The sequence below is a fragment of the Desulfomicrobium orale DSM 12838 genome, from assembly GCF_001553625.1.
Classification (GTDB): domain Bacteria; phylum Desulfobacterota; class Desulfovibrionia; order Desulfovibrionales; family Desulfomicrobiaceae; genus Desulfomicrobium; species Desulfomicrobium orale.
This window is the reverse complement of sequence record NZ_CP014230.1, coordinates 275011-290172: the sequence shown is the minus strand read 5'-3', so window position 1 is coordinate 290172 and position 15162 is coordinate 275011. Positions and strand designations below refer to the sequence as shown.

Annotated in this window: 11 protein-coding genes; 2 read left to right on the top strand and 9 right to left on the bottom strand. The window is 61.9% G+C overall.

Annotation, left to right across the window (positions count from 1 at the left end; translation table 11 throughout):
• The first annotated feature begins 1 nt into the window (after position 1).
• Positions 2-679, top strand: coding sequence for an energy transducer TonB (locus AXF15_RS01310; RefSeq protein WP_066602278.1), 678 nt, complete (start codon positions 2-4; stop codon positions 677-679).
• A 44-nt stretch (positions 680-723) separates the two neighbouring features.
• Positions 724-1929, top strand: coding sequence for a tetratricopeptide repeat protein (locus AXF15_RS01305; protein WP_066602275.1), 1206 nt, complete (start codon positions 724-726; stop codon positions 1927-1929).
• A 248-nt stretch (positions 1930-2177) separates the two neighbouring features.
• Here AXF15_RS01305 and AXF15_RS01300 read toward each other — a convergent pair whose 3' ends face one another.
• The 9 genes from AXF15_RS01300 to AXF15_RS01260 all read right to left on the bottom strand — a co-directional run bounded on the left by AXF15_RS01300 (position 2178) and on the right by AXF15_RS01260 (position 15162).
• A complete protein-coding gene (locus tag AXF15_RS01300) occupies positions 2178-3185 on the bottom strand; it encodes a helix-turn-helix domain-containing protein (protein WP_169793559.1) in 1008 nt (335 codons plus the stop codon).
• A 313-nt stretch (positions 3186-3498) separates the two neighbouring features.
• Positions 3499-5865 carry an efflux RND transporter permease subunit gene (locus AXF15_RS01295; protein WP_066602269.1) on the bottom strand — a complete coding sequence of 789 codons (2367 nt, stop codon included), beginning with the start codon at positions 5863-5865 and terminating at the stop codon, positions 3499-3501.
• Between the two features lie 39 nt (positions 5866-5904).
• On the bottom strand, positions 5905-7152 hold the full coding sequence (locus AXF15_RS01290; protein ID WP_066602266.1) for a DUF1302 family protein: 1248 nt from the start codon (positions 7150-7152) through the stop codon (positions 5905-5907).
• A 5-nt stretch (positions 7153-7157) separates the two neighbouring features.
• The gene (locus AXF15_RS01285) at positions 7158-7943 is read right to left on the bottom strand and encodes an outer membrane lipoprotein-sorting protein (RefSeq protein WP_066602263.1); all 786 of its coding nucleotides are present in this window, start codon (positions 7941-7943) and stop codon (positions 7158-7160) included.
• On the bottom strand, positions 7940-8974 hold the full coding sequence (locus tag AXF15_RS01280) for a class I SAM-dependent methyltransferase (protein WP_066602261.1): 1035 nt from the start codon (positions 8972-8974) through the stop codon (positions 7940-7942). Before AXF15_RS01280 ends, AXF15_RS01285 begins: the two co-directional genes overlap by 4 nt.
• A 173-nt stretch (positions 8975-9147) precedes the next feature.
• Positions 9148-10029 carry a DUF4198 domain-containing protein gene (locus AXF15_RS01275; protein WP_066602260.1) on the bottom strand — a complete coding sequence of 294 codons (882 nt, stop codon included), beginning with the start codon at positions 10027-10029 and terminating at the stop codon, positions 9148-9150.
• 613 nt (positions 10030-10642) lie between these two features.
• On the bottom strand, positions 10643-12796 hold the full coding sequence (locus AXF15_RS01270) for a TonB-dependent receptor (protein WP_083517785.1): 2154 nt from the start codon (positions 12794-12796) through the stop codon (positions 10643-10645).
• Between the two features lie 113 nt (positions 12797-12909).
• The gene (locus AXF15_RS01265) at positions 12910-13326 is read right to left on the bottom strand and encodes an MFS transporter (RefSeq protein ID WP_151192245.1); all 417 of its coding nucleotides are present in this window, start codon (positions 13324-13326) and stop codon (positions 12910-12912) included.
• Between the two features lie 39 nt (positions 13327-13365).
• Entirely contained in the window at positions 13366-15162 is a 1797-nt protein-coding gene (locus tag AXF15_RS01260; RefSeq protein WP_066602248.1) for an ABC transporter ATP-binding protein, read from the bottom strand.

Here is a 15162-nt window from a genome sequence, read left to right as displayed (position 1 = left end):
GGTGAAACCGCGCCGGAAACGCCTGCTGGCGGGCCTGGCCGGGGCCCTGGTGGTCAATCTGCTGCTGTTCGGCCTGTTGCCCGTTCTGGTGGGCACGCAGTCGTCGGGGACCGATCTGGAGGACATCACGGCGGTGCAGCTGGTGGATGTGACGCCGCCCGCTCCGCCGCCGGAAAAGGAGGAGACGCCGGAGCCCCCCAAGCCGCCGGAGCCGCCCAAGATCATGCCGGCCATGACCATGCCCCGGAAACCGGTGGATGTGCCCAGGATGGATCTGCAGCTGCCAGACCTGAACTTCGAGATCAATCCGCAGCTGGCGGCGGGGATGGCCGTGGCCGCTCCTCCGGCCGAGGCGGCTCCCGCTCCGGCCGCTCTGTCCAGCGACCTGTTTTCTCTGGAAGAGGTGGACCAGGTCCCCGCTGTCCAGAAGCAGGTCAAGCCGCCCTATCCCCAGCGGGCCAAGCGGCTGAATGTGGAAGGCGTGGTGGAGGTGCGCTTTCTGGTCAATCAGGATGGTTCCGTCAGCGATGTGGAGATCGTTTCGGCCACGCCCGCGGGCATGTTCGAGGACAGCGTCCTGAAGACGCTGCCGCGCTGGAAATTTTCGCCCGGGAAAAAAGACGGCCAGCTGGTCCGCACCAGAGTGGTCACTTCCATCAAATTCGAGCTGACCCGGTGAGTCCGGGCGGCGCATCCGTATTCATCCCCGAACCGGAGGTGCATATGCGTATGTCCCACTTGCCGCGCGTTTCCGGGCCGTTGCTCCGGATGGCGGTCTGCGTCTTTTTCGCGTGCTGTGCATCGGCACCCGTTTCCGCATTGGCGGAGCAGGGCAGGGAAGAACTGTCCCGGCCCATGCAGGAAGCCCTCTACAACGCCGATCAGGCCATGAACAAAAAGCAGTACGCCCAGGCCGAGAAAATCCTTGGCGACTACATGGCGAAACATCCCGCGCCGAAGCATCATTTTGTGGAGTTTCTGCTGGGGAACGCCCTGATCATGCAAGGCAAGAACGCCCGCGCTCTGGAGCATTACACTTCGGCCACGTCCCTGCGGCCGGACTTCGCTCCGGCCTGGGCCAATCAGGGCAAGGCAGCCTACGATCTGGGGCAGTATGCCGTTGCCGGCCGGGCCCTGGGCAAAGCCTACGAACTGGACGGGAAAAAGGATGGCGCTCTGCTGTACCAGTCGGCCGCCGCCTACCTCATGGGAAAGAGGAACGCCGAAGCCCTGCCCGCTCTGGAGCGGCTGGCTTCCGGCGCCCTGGGCGCTCCCAGACAGGAATGGCTGGAGGCCCTGCTCAAGACGTATATGGAGCTCGGCAAGGGGGCCAAGGCGGCCCAGACCGTAAAAGGGCTGCTGGCCCGGGATCAGGAGAACCCCGGATGGTGGAAACTGCTGGCCCAGATGCAGACCCGGCAGCACAGCTACAAGGAGGCCCTGAGCGCCTGGGAGGTTTACGCGACCCTGGCCGGAACCATTCCCGCGGAGGAGGAAATCCTGATCGGAGATATCTATTCCGCCGCCGGGGTGCCCCTTCGGGCGGCACAGTGGTACGCGCGGGCCCTGCCCAGAACCGGGAGCAGCAGCCTGCGGGAGAAATTGGCCCGCTCCTATCTGGCCGCACATCAGCCGGCGCAGGCCGCATCCTTTGCATCCAAGGCCGCGAGCGAACGCCCCGGCGCGGAAATGTGGCGCATAGCGGGGCAGGCCTATTTTGAACTTGGCGAGTACAGAAAAGCCTACGACGCCTATGCCGAAAGCCTGCGCCTGGATGCCTCCGACGGACGGAGCCAGCTCATGCAGGGCTATTGCGCCTTGCAGCTGCGCAACAAGAGTCTGGCCTCGGCCGCGTTGGAGAAGGCCAGAAAGTATTCCTCGGTCCGCGCTCAGGCCGAGGAGCTGCTGCGGGCCGTGGCCGCGTTATAGAGCCCATCTTCGCTGATGTTTTATGAAGCGCCTTCGGGCGCTTCTTTTTTGGGCGGGGTGGCGCACAGGACAGGTTCCTGAACCCGGAATACCTGCGGGTTTTGTGCTGAAACAGCAGGGCGACCCGGTAAGCTCCCTACTGGAAATGGCGCAGATGGGTGTGGATGAAAGGATGGATTCTCCGGCAGGACAGTGGCAAAGGCCGCAGAGCATGGCGGAGTGCGGGATTTCGTGCGCTGCCCGTGTTCTTATCTGGCGAGGCAGGACGATGGCAGGCGGCCGTACTGTTTTTTGAAGGCCGCACTGAAATGGCTGGGGTTGGAGTAGCCCACCGCCGTGGCCGCTTGGAGGACCGACCGGCCGGACTCCAGAAGCTCCAGGGCGTGTTTCATGCGCAGCTGGCGTACGTACTCGCCGATGGATCGTCCGGTGCGCTGCCGGAAATCGGCCTTGAGATAGCATTCGTTCAGACCGACGCGGCGGGACAGGGCCGAGATGGTCGGCGGGTTGGCCCATTCCATGCGCAGGATGTCGATGGTTTCGTCAATGGGTGCGCGGAAAGAGCGGGTGCTGGCCGGAAGCTCAAAGTCCAGTATCCGGGCCAGGAGTTCCAGAGTCAGGGCTTCGAAATGCAGGCGTCCGCAGACGGTGTCCCGCCGGGCATCCAGAATCTGTGAAGCCAGCTCCGTCAGGGCCGCGGTCCGCTGTGGGGAGCGGGACAGAGGGAACATTCCCGGAGGAAACGTGCCGCGAGGCAAAGACTCCTCGCCGAGGAGCATCCTGAGACACCTGTTCGTTTCGCATTGCGAGGTACTGAGCCAGGATTCGATCATGGATTTCGGCAGGTCGATGGAGATTCCGCGAATGGGTTTTCCCGGGGGCTGCTTGAAGTGCAGGTCCTCCCTGAAATTCCGGCATGCCCATATTTCTCCGCCGCGTATGATCTGGTTTCGATTGGCGGCGGGTACGAAAAGTTCGAATTCACCGGAAAGCATCAGATTGATGCGAAAAGATGTCCGTATCTCTTTGGGATAGCCGCCGCCCAAAGGGCGGGACAGCTCGTACTCGCACATGCCCACGCCCAGTCCCTGGCTTATCTGGATGAATTCCATCCATCCCCTGCCTGCCGGGTATTTCAGCTCCATGCGCAGCTGGTCCGGCTCCGGATAGGCATGGGAGGCAACTTCCACAAAGCAGTCATGAGTGCGGTAGTAATCCCGGAAGGTCTGGATAAACGGAGTTTTGTCGGATGCCATTCTGGATCGGGGATCGGGTGTGTACATGGCTGCGGCGTGTCGGATGCTATGGGAATCAGGTCCTGGGTTGAATCTGTCGACGGAGGCACTGGCACCGTCCCTTTTTTCAAGATGGCTAATTTATGAATGGGCGATTTGCAACGCTTTTCTCGCCGGGAAAATCGGGGGAGTAATCGGAGAAAACGTCGCAACTTGTTGCCAGACGGTGGATTTTATCGGGAAGAGCAGGCCGGTCCGCCCATGAGCTTGGAACGCCGCATCCGTGGGATGCCGCTGGCAGAATTTTATGCAGCTAAAATTTCCGGGCTCTGGGTTATCCCTGCGACGCCGGCCCGGGTCGTTCCGGGCCGAAGGCTTTGGTCCGGATGATGAGGGCCGGTGTCACGAAATAGTCGGCCAGCAGGGCCGCCAGAAGCCCCGCGCCCACCAGGATGCCCATGTGGAAGAAGAATTTGACCACCGAAACCATGTATACGGCAAAATTCAGGGTCAGAATCACGGTGGTCATGAAGAGCGCCCCGCCCACGGCCAGAAAGGTCCTCCGGCAGCTTTCGGCGTAGTTGCCGTATCGCTCGAATTCCAGCTGGCAATGGTTGATGAAATGGATGGTGTCGTCCACGGCCAGACCAAGCAGCATGGGCATGATGGTCACGGAAATGATGTCCAGAGGAATGTCCGCGAAGCCCATGATGCCGCCGACGGCGAGGGCCGGGGCGATGTTGGGGATCATGGAGATGAGTCCCAGACGCAGGCTGCCGAAGACGATCATCATGAGGACGGTGACCACGGCGAAGGCCGCTCCCAGAGATTTGATCTGCCCATAGGACACGTAATCCTGGGCCACGGTGTACTGCGAGATGGCTCCCGTCAGAGCCACATGGGCCCCGGGGAAAAGCTCCCGCGCTCGGTCTTCGATCCAGCGCAGTTCCCGCGCGGCCTCACCCGAGTTGTAATCCCCCATTTCCACCATGACTTTCAGGCGCTGGTAATCGTAGTCGATCCATTTCTCGGTTTCCAGTCCTCCGGCGTTTTCGTACAGGAGCAGCAGCTGTGCCGCCATATCTCTGGACTCGGGCAGGACATACCAGGCCGGATCGCCCTCGTGCAGGACCTGGTTCAGATCTTTTAATATCTGGAGGATGGAGGTCGTCTTCTTGGTCAGCCTGAGCTCGTCGATACCTGCGATCAGTTCTTCAAATTTCTTCAGATTTTCCGGCTCCTTGGCCGCTCCCGGCTGGTCGAATTCCAGAGCCAGGCTGTAGGAATAGATGGAGCCCACCTTGGACTGGCCGACCTCGTAGATGCGGTTCACGTAAGGAACCCTGCGGCCGAAGCTCTTGAGGATATCGAAGGATACTTCCACCCGCGTGAGCCCCCAGGCGCAGACAAGAACGATGGCGGGCAACAGGTAGAGCGACGCACGCGACATGAACAGAGAGGCGCGGGCGAGTCTGCCCATCAGCCGCTGGGTCAGCCTGCCCGTGCGCGGGAGGAGTTTGCGTGCGCCGTCGCCGGAAACGGCCCTGTCCCGTCCGAAACTGAGCAGGGCCGGCAGCAGGATGAGCGCCGCCAGGCAGGCCAGGCCGACCAGGGCCGCCGAGGTGAGCCCCACCCAGCGGATGGGTCTCAGGGGAATGAAGGCGAAGGACAGGAGGGCCGCCACCGTGGTCAGGGCGCTGAACAGCAGAGGCCAGCCCGTTTCTTCCAGAGCCATGACCACGGCCTGCACGCGGCGTCCGGTCTGGGCGAAGGCCAGGGCGAAGTGATTGAACATGTGGATGGAATAGCCCACGGACACGGCCAGAGTGAGAAAAACGGGCATGAAGATGGCGCTCGGGTCCGTACGGATGCCCAGAAAACCCTGCATGCCGAAAATCGCGATCAGCACGCCTCCGGCGGACAGGATCGGAAAGAGCACGCCGCGCAGGCTGCGCAGGAAAACACCCAGGATGAGGGCGGTCACGAGCAGGGAGAAACTGAACAGGCGCGGCGTCTCCTGGTTGAAGAAATCAAGCTTGTCCACGAAGACCACGGGCAGTCCCGCGCCCTTGGGGCTGAGCAGGGCGTATTCGGGCTGGTGGATGATACGGTTGAAGGCCCGCCCCGCGACCATGACCGGAGCCTCCTTGTTGGCTTCGGCCTTGGGCAGGCGCTTGAGGCGCAGGATGAGCCAGGTCTGGGTGCTGTCCTCGGAAACCATGCGGTTTTTCAGCGAAATCCTGGACATGGCCCTGGCTCGCAGGGCCTCCAGAGCAGCCCGGTCCTCGGGAATGTTCTCCGGAACGAGCTGGGTGATTTCGATGCCGCCTTCCACTCCCTGGGTGAATTCGAGATCTGTCAGAGAGACCACTTCCTCGGCGTAGGGAACGCCTTCTTTCAGTTCCCGCCCCAGCTTGCGGATGGCGCGCAGGATTTCCGGCCGGAACACGTCTTCGGCCGTGAGCAGGGCCGCGCAGAAATCCTCGTTGCCGAAGATGTTCTCCATGCGCTTTTTGGCGGCCAGCAGCTCGTCGTCCTCCATGAACCAGCTGTCCTGATCCGTTTCCGCCTCCACCAGCCGCAGTCCACCGGCGCAGACTCCGGCCAGCAGGGCGAACAGAATGATGACCGGCCAGCGCAGGCGGACCACCGCCTGTCCGAGACGCCGGAAAAACATGTTGATCCGGGTAAGTGGCAGCATGGGTTCTCTCCTCGAACCGGCGGGGCGGCCGGATGGCTTCTAGAAATTGTACTTGAGCTTGATCCACGCCTGCGAATTGTCTTCGTAGACGCCGAAACCCGTGTCCCCGCCGCCGAAGAAATCCAGCCCGGCCAGCAGGTGCAGGCCGTCGCGCAGTTCGTAGTCGGCCTTCACGCGGTTCAGGAAATCGCCCTCGTTGAAATGGAAGTAGAGCATGTTGGACAGGGTCAGGGTCTGCCGCAGCATGCTTTTGGAGATGTTCAGACTGGCGCTGACATCGTGCTCCGGCGCGGCCAGTTCCCCTCCGTGTCCGGCGATGCTCTGCCCGAATATCTGGGCGATGACCGTCCAGTCGTCTCCGGGCGTCCAGTCCACGCCGCCGAGCCATTTCAGGGCGTCCTTGGGCCGCGGCCCCTGTTCCGGACGGCCGTGTTCGAAATAGCGTCCCGCATACCAGGCCGCCTCGCCTCGGAACACGAAATCCGACCACGGCCGGGAAAACTCCAGACCGTACACGGTCAGGCGGTGGTGCCTGGGCCGCACGCGAAGTCTTGTCTCTCCCCCGTCCCGGACCAGGTCGCGGTGCATGGCCGGAAAGTCGTCCCAGGTGTGGAAGACCGATGCCGCTACGTCCACGCCGGGCAGGTAGGCCGAAATCTTGAGGGCGATTTCACTGTTTTCGAGGCCGGAGCCGGGTTCATCCGTATCGGCCATGTCCACCCGGACCGGCCCGGGTGTGCGCTCCACAGCCCACGGGGTACCGCTCTCGGGCAGTTTCGCGGGACGGAAGACCGGAATCCAGATGGCTTCCGCATCGACCGAGCCCCGAAGCAGCCGGAATCTGAGGGCGTCCACGGGGCGGCGGATTTCATCCAGATCGCGGATCAGGGCCTCGGTGTTGTCGGGCGGGCAGATGATGTCCGTGATCTGCACGCCGTCGGCCTTGCCCCAGATGATGATCTGCCGCCCGGCCCGTATGTCCCAGCCGTCGTGCACATGCTCGACCCAGGCCTCGTGGATCGAGGTTCCGGTTTCCGAGGGAATCTTCCAGTTTTTTTCCGCGTCGGCGGATACGAAGACGTAGGCAAGATCCAGATCCGCGCCCAGCTCCAGGCGGGCGTGCAGCCGGGACGTGACCTGGTCGGAGGTGTCGCTCAGCCGGAAAGACTGGATAGTCTCGGCCAGTCCGGATAACCGCAGGCGATCCGTCCAGGGACGATCCTCCGCCCCGGCCGGGAGCGAGCCCAGAACGAACAGGAGAAGCGAGGACAGAATGAACGCGCGCATGGCGGCTACCGGACGCGTCCCCGTTCGATGGTGGAAACCTGGAACAGGCTGTCCTCCAGGCCGGAGTCGTAGCGCACCTCGGCCGACTCCATGACGGTTTTGTGCTCACGGGACACGTTGTCCATTTCCGAGCGCATGAGCGTCCAGAAGCCGTCCTGCTCGCGTACGTCGAGGGCCTTGTACGTTTTGATCAGGCCGTCCCTGTCATAGTATTCGCCCTGCATGACCAGATGTGCCCGTTGGCTGACCCAGAGCACCTTGCGCGTGTACAGGTCGTCCTTGTTCACGGGGACGGACTCTATCTTCCAGCACGGGTGTTCCAGCACGGTTTCCTCGCCGAGGAGGGTGTGCGTGTCCTCGTCCACGGCGCGGCGGCCCATGTCGTCGTAGGTGAAGTCCGTGCCCATGAAATACTCGTTGCGCGAGGCCCCGCTGATACGCCGCGCCTTGCGGATGCTTGGTATATACAGCCACTTGTCGTCTTCGCGGCCGGCGTCTTCGTAGTCCCAGGCCAGATAGGCCGTGCCGCGCACGTCGGCGGGCTCCTGAAAGACCATGACCGATTTCCTGTCCGGTCCGTAATCCTTGGAAAAGCTCTGTACCGTGCGCACGCGCTGGCTGCCGCGTCTGTTGACGAGGGTCATGGTGATGGTGGCGGTGCGGTCTTCTCCGTCGGCACGGTCGTACACCAGGGTCATGATCTCCCGGCCCGAGAGCTCCTGAGCCGGAAGGGCCGTAGGGTGGAACAGCAGCAAGAGGCCAAGCCCCAGCATCCCGAGAGCGGTTTTCATTTTCGAATCTCCCAGCCTTTGCGGGCGATGTCCAGATCCAGCTCGCCCATGGGCGTGGCGATGGTCCGCGAATGCACGGATATAAAGCCCGCGCCGAGCATGCTCCGCGCGATTTCTCCCTGATCGAAATACATGTCCTGGCCTGTGGCGAGCACGACGCCCAGTCTGGGCAGCAGCGTTTCCGGCTGCGTACGTTCATGGGTCAGGCCGTCCTGGAAGCTCACGAACAGCCCGCCGGGATTCAGGGCGGCGTGGATTTTGGCGCTCAGAGCGTCCAGATCGTGACGGGCGAAATTGAGAGTGGAGCAGGCCCAGACCAGGTCGTAACCAGAGCCGACGCCGCCAGTCAGATAATCTCCGGCCAGCACGGAAACTCTGTCCTGCATGCCGTTTTCGCGGATGAACTCTTCGGCCACGGCCAGCACCGGCGCGCGGTCGAAGACGATGGCGGTCATGGACGGGTGCGCGCGTACGAATGCCTGGGCGAAGAGCCCGTGGCCGCCGCCCAGATCGAGCATTTTCCGCATGGCCGGAAACTCGGGCAGGGCGGCCAGCACGGCGGCCATCTGTTCGCCCACGCCCGCCCTGACCCAGCCCGCGCCGTCGCGCGTGAACGCTGGCCAGAGGTTTTCGTCGCCAAAGGCCTGGGGTTCCTCCTGCGGGCCGTTTCGCAGCAGACCGGTCAGGTCGTCCAGCGGAGCCACGCACATGGCGGAAACTTGGGCCAGCAGCGGCCCCAGAAAGGCGGGGCTGTCCGCGCGCAGGAAGGACTCGGCTTCGGGCGCGTTGCGGTAGCGGCCGTCCTGCTTCTCCAGCAGGCCGATGCAGGTCAGGGCATCCAGGTACGGGACCGCGTTTTTCGGATGGATACCGATGTGTTTTGCCGCTTCCGAAGCTGTGACCCAGGCTTTCAGACGATCGAAAACGCCCAGGTCCAGGCCGCTCTGGAGCAGCCGGGTCTTGATGGGGGCGGAGATCATGTCGAAGAGACGGCCGTAATCCCGGCCGGAAACAGTGTGTGATGTGCTCATTGTGCCCTCGTCGTGGAAGAGATTTTTCTGGCTCCGTGGAGCGGATACTTCAGGAAATTGCTGTCCGCTGTCTGCCCGCAGCGGGAAAAAATATGCCCGCAGCGGGAAAACGGCCCGGCTGCCATAGAAACGGACGCACCCTTGGGAGCGCGTCCGTCTTCCGGGCCGGTAGATCACTTTACGGTGAAGGTCAGGCTGGCCGCATGATACACCTGATCGGCCTTGCCCATCAGATCTTTCAGCGGGCCGTCGGGGGTGACGTCGTCCTTGTGATTGACGCTGATCATCCACTGGCCGGCGTTCTGCACCCTGAACTGAGCCTTGCCATCCATGATGTAGGAAAAGAGGGCGAAGCCGTCGCTCTGGCCGAAGCCAGCGCTGTGGGCGGTGATATATTCGATGCTCTTGGCCGTGGCCGTCAGGGGCTTGCCGTAGAAGAGCACGTCCACCTCCACCAGATCGCCCGCGCGCAGGTCACTCAGATCCGTGCGCGGAATGATTTCCAGGCCGTGTCCCAGCGGCTCGGGCCGGGTCCATTTGCCCACGGTGGTGTAGGATTTGGCGAAGGCCTGGAATTTGACGGACATGAGCGTCTTGTCCAGGTCCTTGACCTCATCGCGGGGCTTGAGCTGCATGCGCTCCTTGCCCTTGGTGTCCACATACTGGGTGTAGAAGGTGGGTTTGGTCGTGGCGCTGAACTGGTACACGCCGGGCGCGCTGTCCGCCTTGAAGGCGACTTTCTGCGCGGCCAGATCGCCGGGAAACACGTCGAAGTCTCTGGCCGTGCCGGATGGTTTGGCTTCCTGGGCCGTGGGGAGGAGCAGAACTGTCTTGCCCTGCGCCGGATCGATGAGCTCGAAGCGGTCCAGCTCCACGCGTCCGTTGGGAGAATTCAGAATGTCGTCCATGGGCAGCGCATGCCCCCAGCCCAGAGAGACCATGACATGGGGCGGTGTGTGGGCATGGGACTCGAAAGCGTTGATCCACAGCGAATGGGCCTGGGCCGCGGCGGCCGTGAAAAGTGTCAGGGTCAGAGCGAGCAGAGTCTTTTTCATGACTATCTTCCTCATTATGTGTGAAAGGGCCTAGAAAATCCGAAACCGATTTTCCAGGCCCCCGTCCACCCGAATCGGGAAAAATTATCCGGTTCGGGAATCTGTTGGAGGGTACCGCTTTCTGGCCTGTGCCGGAGTACATGGACAGGATGATGTTTGGTGGCTAAGAGGGCTGGAGAATCGCAGATTGGCTGGAAAAAGTTAGTGCAGGATCAATTCTGATAGGACTCTATCAAAACAATCTTTGGGCCATCGCGATCGGTGTAGGCGCTCTGGTTGGTAGTGTCTATATCTCAAGGAGGTTTTTATGACCATTGCATGGATCGCAACCGCTTTTATTTGTGCAGGAGCTTTCGCGTACGCTGTTTATCTTGGTAAGAGAGGCGAACACAAATAAGGGGATAGATTTTTTGAGATGTTGTCGTTGCGGTAAAATAGAACAATTATCCCAGTGCAGGGATGGTTTTGAAATGAGTTTGTAAAATGAAAGGCCCTCTGAAGAGGGCCTTTCATTTTTCCAGGCTGCAGCTGTTCTTTTTCAGTCTGTCATTCTTAATAGGGAGGTGTGAAACGTGTTACGGCATCTGTCTGTGCGGTTCTGGCCGGCTCTACGTCAGAAGTGATAGATCACGCCTACGCCGAAGGTGCGCGGTTCGCCGAAATTGGTGAGGCTCAGCACATTGTTGGCGATGAAATTGGTGACATACTCCTCGTCGGTGAGGTTTCTGACGTAGGCGTAGAAATCCCAGTCCTGGAACCGGTATCCGGCCCTGGCGTCCACTACGGTGTACATGTCTTCTTTCACGAAATCCTTGCGGGCGTCGTCGTAGAAATACATGCGGCCCTGGTTGGTCACATCCACCCGGCCGTAGAAGCCGCTTTCATGCGTGTAGGCCACGCCTGCGCGCAGGGTATGGGCCGGGGTCGTTTCGATGTTCTCGCCGTTGAAATTGCCGCCGCCCCAGTCGTAGTCGTCATATTTGGCCTGAATGAGGCCCGCGGCTCCGGTCAGTTCCAACCCATCGAAGGGCCGCCACATGCCTTCCAGCTCCACGCCCTGGGAATGGGCTTTCTTGGCGTTGTCCGTGAGATAGATGTTGGTGCCGCTGACGGATTTGTAGATATGGATGTCCTCGATATCCATGCGGAACAGGGCGGCGGAGAGGGAGGCCCGCTCGAAGACGCCCTTGATGCCGAGTTCATAGTTGGTGGATACCTGCGGCTTGAAGGTGTTGTCGGAAGCCGTGCCCCCTGTTGCAAAATAGTTGAATCCGCCGGGCATGTAGCCTCTGGACCAGGAGACATAGGTGGTCCAGTCATCATTTATGCTGAAGGACAGGGCCGCCTTGGGCAGGAAGGCGTTCCAGGTTTTTTCCGTATCGAGTTCGTACATGGGCGGTCCGGGCACGCCGATGGGCAGAAGATAGGTGGACAGGTCCATGTGCTTCTTGATGCGCTGCCAGCGTCCGCCCAGAGTCAGCTCGAAGCGTTCGGCAAAGGGGATGACGGCCTGTCCGAAGGCCGCGTAGGTGTCGGTGTCGGTGATGGATTCGGCGTTCATCTCGAAATTGCCGAAAAAGGCGCCGCTGCCCGGATCGAAGAAGGGAAACTGCTGTCCGTAGGGCCCATGTTTACGGTGCTCCCTTTCGAAATAGAGACCCGCCACCCAGCGGAACCCCTCTTCATTGTTGCTGGAAAGGCGCAGTTCCTGGGTCCAGTTTCGTACATTGCTTTTGTTGAACTGGATCAGCCCGGCATGGATCGGGACAGCCCCGAAATCGGCGTCGTATTTGCCGTTAACGTGGACTGTCTTGTGCGTGGTCACGGAATCCAGGGCCATGGAGTCGAAGGCGTAGCGCAGAGCGAGGCTCTGGGCGTTGCTCTCCGTGAACACGCGCAGAGGGGCATCAAACTTCACATGTTCGGCGTCGTCTCTGGAGAAATCGCTGAGCTTCGCCCCGCTGGGCAGCCCGTAGCCGTCTACCCCATAATTGCGGTTATAGTCGTTGGTCACGGACACCCGCGCCGTGAAACGGTCCGTGGGGGTGAAGGCCAAGTTGGCGTTGAGCCGCCGGTCGCTCTTTTTGTTGAAATCGTCGTCCTTGCCCGGGTAGTCGTTCTTTATCCAGCCGTCGTCCTTGTCGTACTGCCCGTTCACTCCCAGAAAGAGCTTGTCCTGCAGGAGCGCTCCTCCCGCGTTGAAGACGCCGCGCATGTGGTTGTAACTGCCGTATTCCGCGCCGATCTTGCCGGCCCATTTGTTTTCGGGCTTCTTGGTCACGATGTTGATGACCGCACCGATGGCATCCTTGCCGTAGATGGAGCCCTGAGGCCCGCGCAGAACCTCGACCCGCTCCGCGTTGGCCAGGGAGGCGTCAAAGCTCTCCTTGCCGCTTTGGGGCACGCCGTCGATGTAGACGACCACCGGATTGTTGTTGGTGAACATGGACGGATTGAGCCCCCGGAAGCTGACCGGGCTGCCATGATGTCCGGTGGTGACGCCCGACATGTTGGGGATTTCCCTGATCACATCTATCACGTTGCGGATGCCTTTCTCTTCGAGTTCGGCCTCGCTAATGACCGTGACGCTCTGGGGGACCTTCTGCAGGTCTTCCTCCATCTTGTTGGCCGTGACCGTTATGTCCCCCAGGCGTACGGCATCTTCCTTCCTGCCGCCGTCCGCCGCCCAGGCCGTTCCGGCCAGTGCCAGAAAAATCACCGCTGCCCGCGCCGCGCTCCGAAGCACGGCTTTTCCTCCTTTCGCCATGAATTTCCTCCTTTTTGGTATGTGTGAAAGGGCCCAGAAAATTAAAATTAATCAGAAATAATTTTCTGAGCCTTTGTCCACCCGAATCGGGAAAAAATACCCAAACCGGGAATTCATCGGCGGATGGCCGCTTGCCGCGCCGCTTCAGTTCCCGGAGTCCGGAGCCGGGCTATTCCGCTCATGAGGACCAGGGCTGCGGCGGTCATGATATAGGGCAGTTCCGGGAAAATTCCATACAGCGCCGTCCCGGCCAGAGGCGCGGCGACCATGGCCACTCCCTGAGCCGCCGAGAGGGCGCCTGCGGCCACGCCCTGCTCTTCCGCCGTCACGGAGTTGGCGGCCAGCGCCTGGCAGGCCGGAAAAAACACACCCAACCCCGCGGCGCACACGGCGTAGGAAGCGATCAGACCCCAAGCCCGCGACAGAAGCATCCAGCATACTCCGGCCAGAGTGATGATCAGGCCTCCGTGCCACTCGGCCAGCCCCAGTTCACGTACCAGAGGTCCGGCCACGGTTATGAAGGATGTCACGCCATGCACAGGGCATTGGTCATAAGACGCGGCCACAGTTCACGCATGGGCACCCTCCGTCATCCTCCCCAGATGCCATTCCTTGGCGCGGTTCTGGGCCTCCCACATGGCCTGATAGCGTCCGCCCGCGTTCAGCAGCGCCGCATGACGGCCTTGCTCGACCAGGCGTCCCCGGTCGAAGACAAGGATGTTGTCTGCCGCGGCGATGGTGGACAGGCGGTGGGCGATGACAAAGACCGTGCGTTCGCGCACCAGGGCGTCCACGGCCCGCTGCACGGCCACTTCGCTTTCCGTATCCAGAGCCGCCGTGGGCTCGTCCAGAATGACGATGGGCGCGTTTTTGAGGATGGCCCTGGCGATGCTGATGCGCTGGCGTTCTCCGCCGGACAGGCGGCCGCCGATATCGCCGACCCGTGTCTCGTAGCCCTGGGGCAGGCGGGAGATGAACTCGTGGCAGTGCGCGGCCTCGGCCACGGCCCGGACTTCCTCATCCGTGGCATTCTGGCGTCCCATGCGGATATTGGCGGCGATGGTGTCGTCGAAGAGATAGACGTCCTGAAAGACCACGGACACGCAGCCCATGAGCGTTTCGGGCCGCATGCCGCGTATGTCCATGCCGCCGATGCGGATGACGCCCGCCTGCGGATCGGCATAGCGCATGAGCAGACGGGTGACCGTGGTCTTGCCCGCGCCGCTCGGTCCCACCAAGGCCGTCAGGCTGCGTTCGGGCGCGGTGAAGGACACGCCGTCGAGCACCACTTCTCCGCTTTCGGCGTAGGCGAAGCGGACATCCTCAAAAGAGACGTCAAAAGCGGTCGGTATCCCCGCCGGCTCGCTGACCGGCAGAGGAGCGATGCTCAGGGTTTCCTCCACGCGGGCGAATCCGGCTTCCATCAGGTCGAAGACCGCACTGATGCTGAAGAGCAGGGTGATGGGCTCGGTGAAACGGACCATGATCACCAGCAGCGCAGCCAGCGCGGCCGGGTGCAGACTGCCGCCCAGAACAGAGTGCAGGGCCAGCCCGGCGATGGCCAGCAGACCTCCCTGAATGAAGGCGGAAATGCTGAGCTGGGGCCGGACCCCGGCCAGAATGTCCTGACGCTGAATCTGTCGCAGATGTTCGAGGGCTCCGCTCAGACGTTCCTCCCTTTCGCCGGTCCGGTTGGCGGCGCGCAGCACGGGCAGCCCCTGAATGTACTCCACCAGTTCCGCCTGGATGCGGGCGTGGGCCGCGCTCACCTCGCGCATACCCCGGCCCGTGGCCCGCCTGCGCCGGCGGTAGAGCGGAATGGACAGGGGGAAGATGAGCAACATGCACACGGCCAGGCGCCAGTCCACGAAAAACGTGGCCAGGGCGGCGACCATGGGCGTGACCATGATGTTGATGAACGCGGCCGAAAACATGCCCATGGGCATGATCACCTCGTCCACGCTGCCGGCCAGAACGGAAGCCAGCTCGCCGCTGCGTTTCCGGTACAGGGTTTCCAGGGGCATGTTCCGCAGTTGCCTGCCCAGGCTCATGCGCAGGTCGTGGGTGATGGTGGCGAAGGATTCGGAGTAGTCGAATCTGCGCGCCACCCAGCGGGCCAAGGCGTCGGCCAGGGTGCAGAGGGTCATGGCCGTCAGCCAGAATACCGCGCTGCCCGGGCGCGCAGGCGTGTCCAGCAGGGCCGAGAAAAAGGGATAGAAGCAGGCGAAGGCCAGGCCCTGGGCCACAGCGGCGGCCAGAGTGAGGGCCGTGCTGCGTTTGAGGGCTCCGGCTTCCTGTCCGGCGGCCTGGAGCATTCGTTTCCAGGTCTGGCTCAGAGGCGGGATGGATGTGTCGGATATGTTCAT

What these genes read in the sequence shown, in the direction of transcription:
- AXF15_RS01260 (WP_066602248.1), bottom strand. Translation starts at nt 15,162, where the DNA reads ATGAACATATCCGACACATCCATCCCGCCTCTGAGCCAGACCTGGAAA.
- AXF15_RS01305 (WP_066602275.1), top strand. Translation starts at nt 724, where the DNA reads ATGCGTATGTCCCACTTGCCGCGCGTTTCCGGGCCGTTGCTCCGGATG.
- AXF15_RS01280 (WP_066602261.1), bottom strand. Translation starts at nt 8,974, where the DNA reads ATGAGCACATCACACACTGTTTCCGGCCGGGATTACGGCCGTCTCTTC.
- AXF15_RS01295 (WP_066602269.1), bottom strand. Translation starts at nt 5,865, where the DNA reads ATGCTGCCACTTACCCGGATCAACATGTTTTTCCGGCGTCTCGGACAG.
- AXF15_RS01275 (WP_066602260.1), bottom strand. Translation starts at nt 10,029, where the DNA reads ATGAAAAAGACTCTGCTCGCTCTGACCCTGACACTTTTCACGGCCGCC.
- AXF15_RS01290 (WP_066602266.1), bottom strand. Translation starts at nt 7,152, where the DNA reads ATGCGCGCGTTCATTCTGTCCTCGCTTCTCCTGTTCGTTCTGGGCTCG.
- AXF15_RS01270 (WP_083517785.1), bottom strand. Translation starts at nt 12,796, where the DNA reads ATGGCGAAAGGAGGAAAAGCCGTGCTTCGGAGCGCGGCGCGGGCAGCG.
- AXF15_RS01300 (WP_169793559.1), bottom strand. Translation starts at nt 3,185, where the DNA reads ATGGCATCCGACAAAACTCCGTTTATCCAGACCTTCCGGGATTACTAC.
- AXF15_RS01285 (WP_066602263.1), bottom strand. Translation starts at nt 7,943, where the DNA reads ATGAAAACCGCTCTCGGGATGCTGGGGCTTGGCCTCTTGCTGCTGTTC.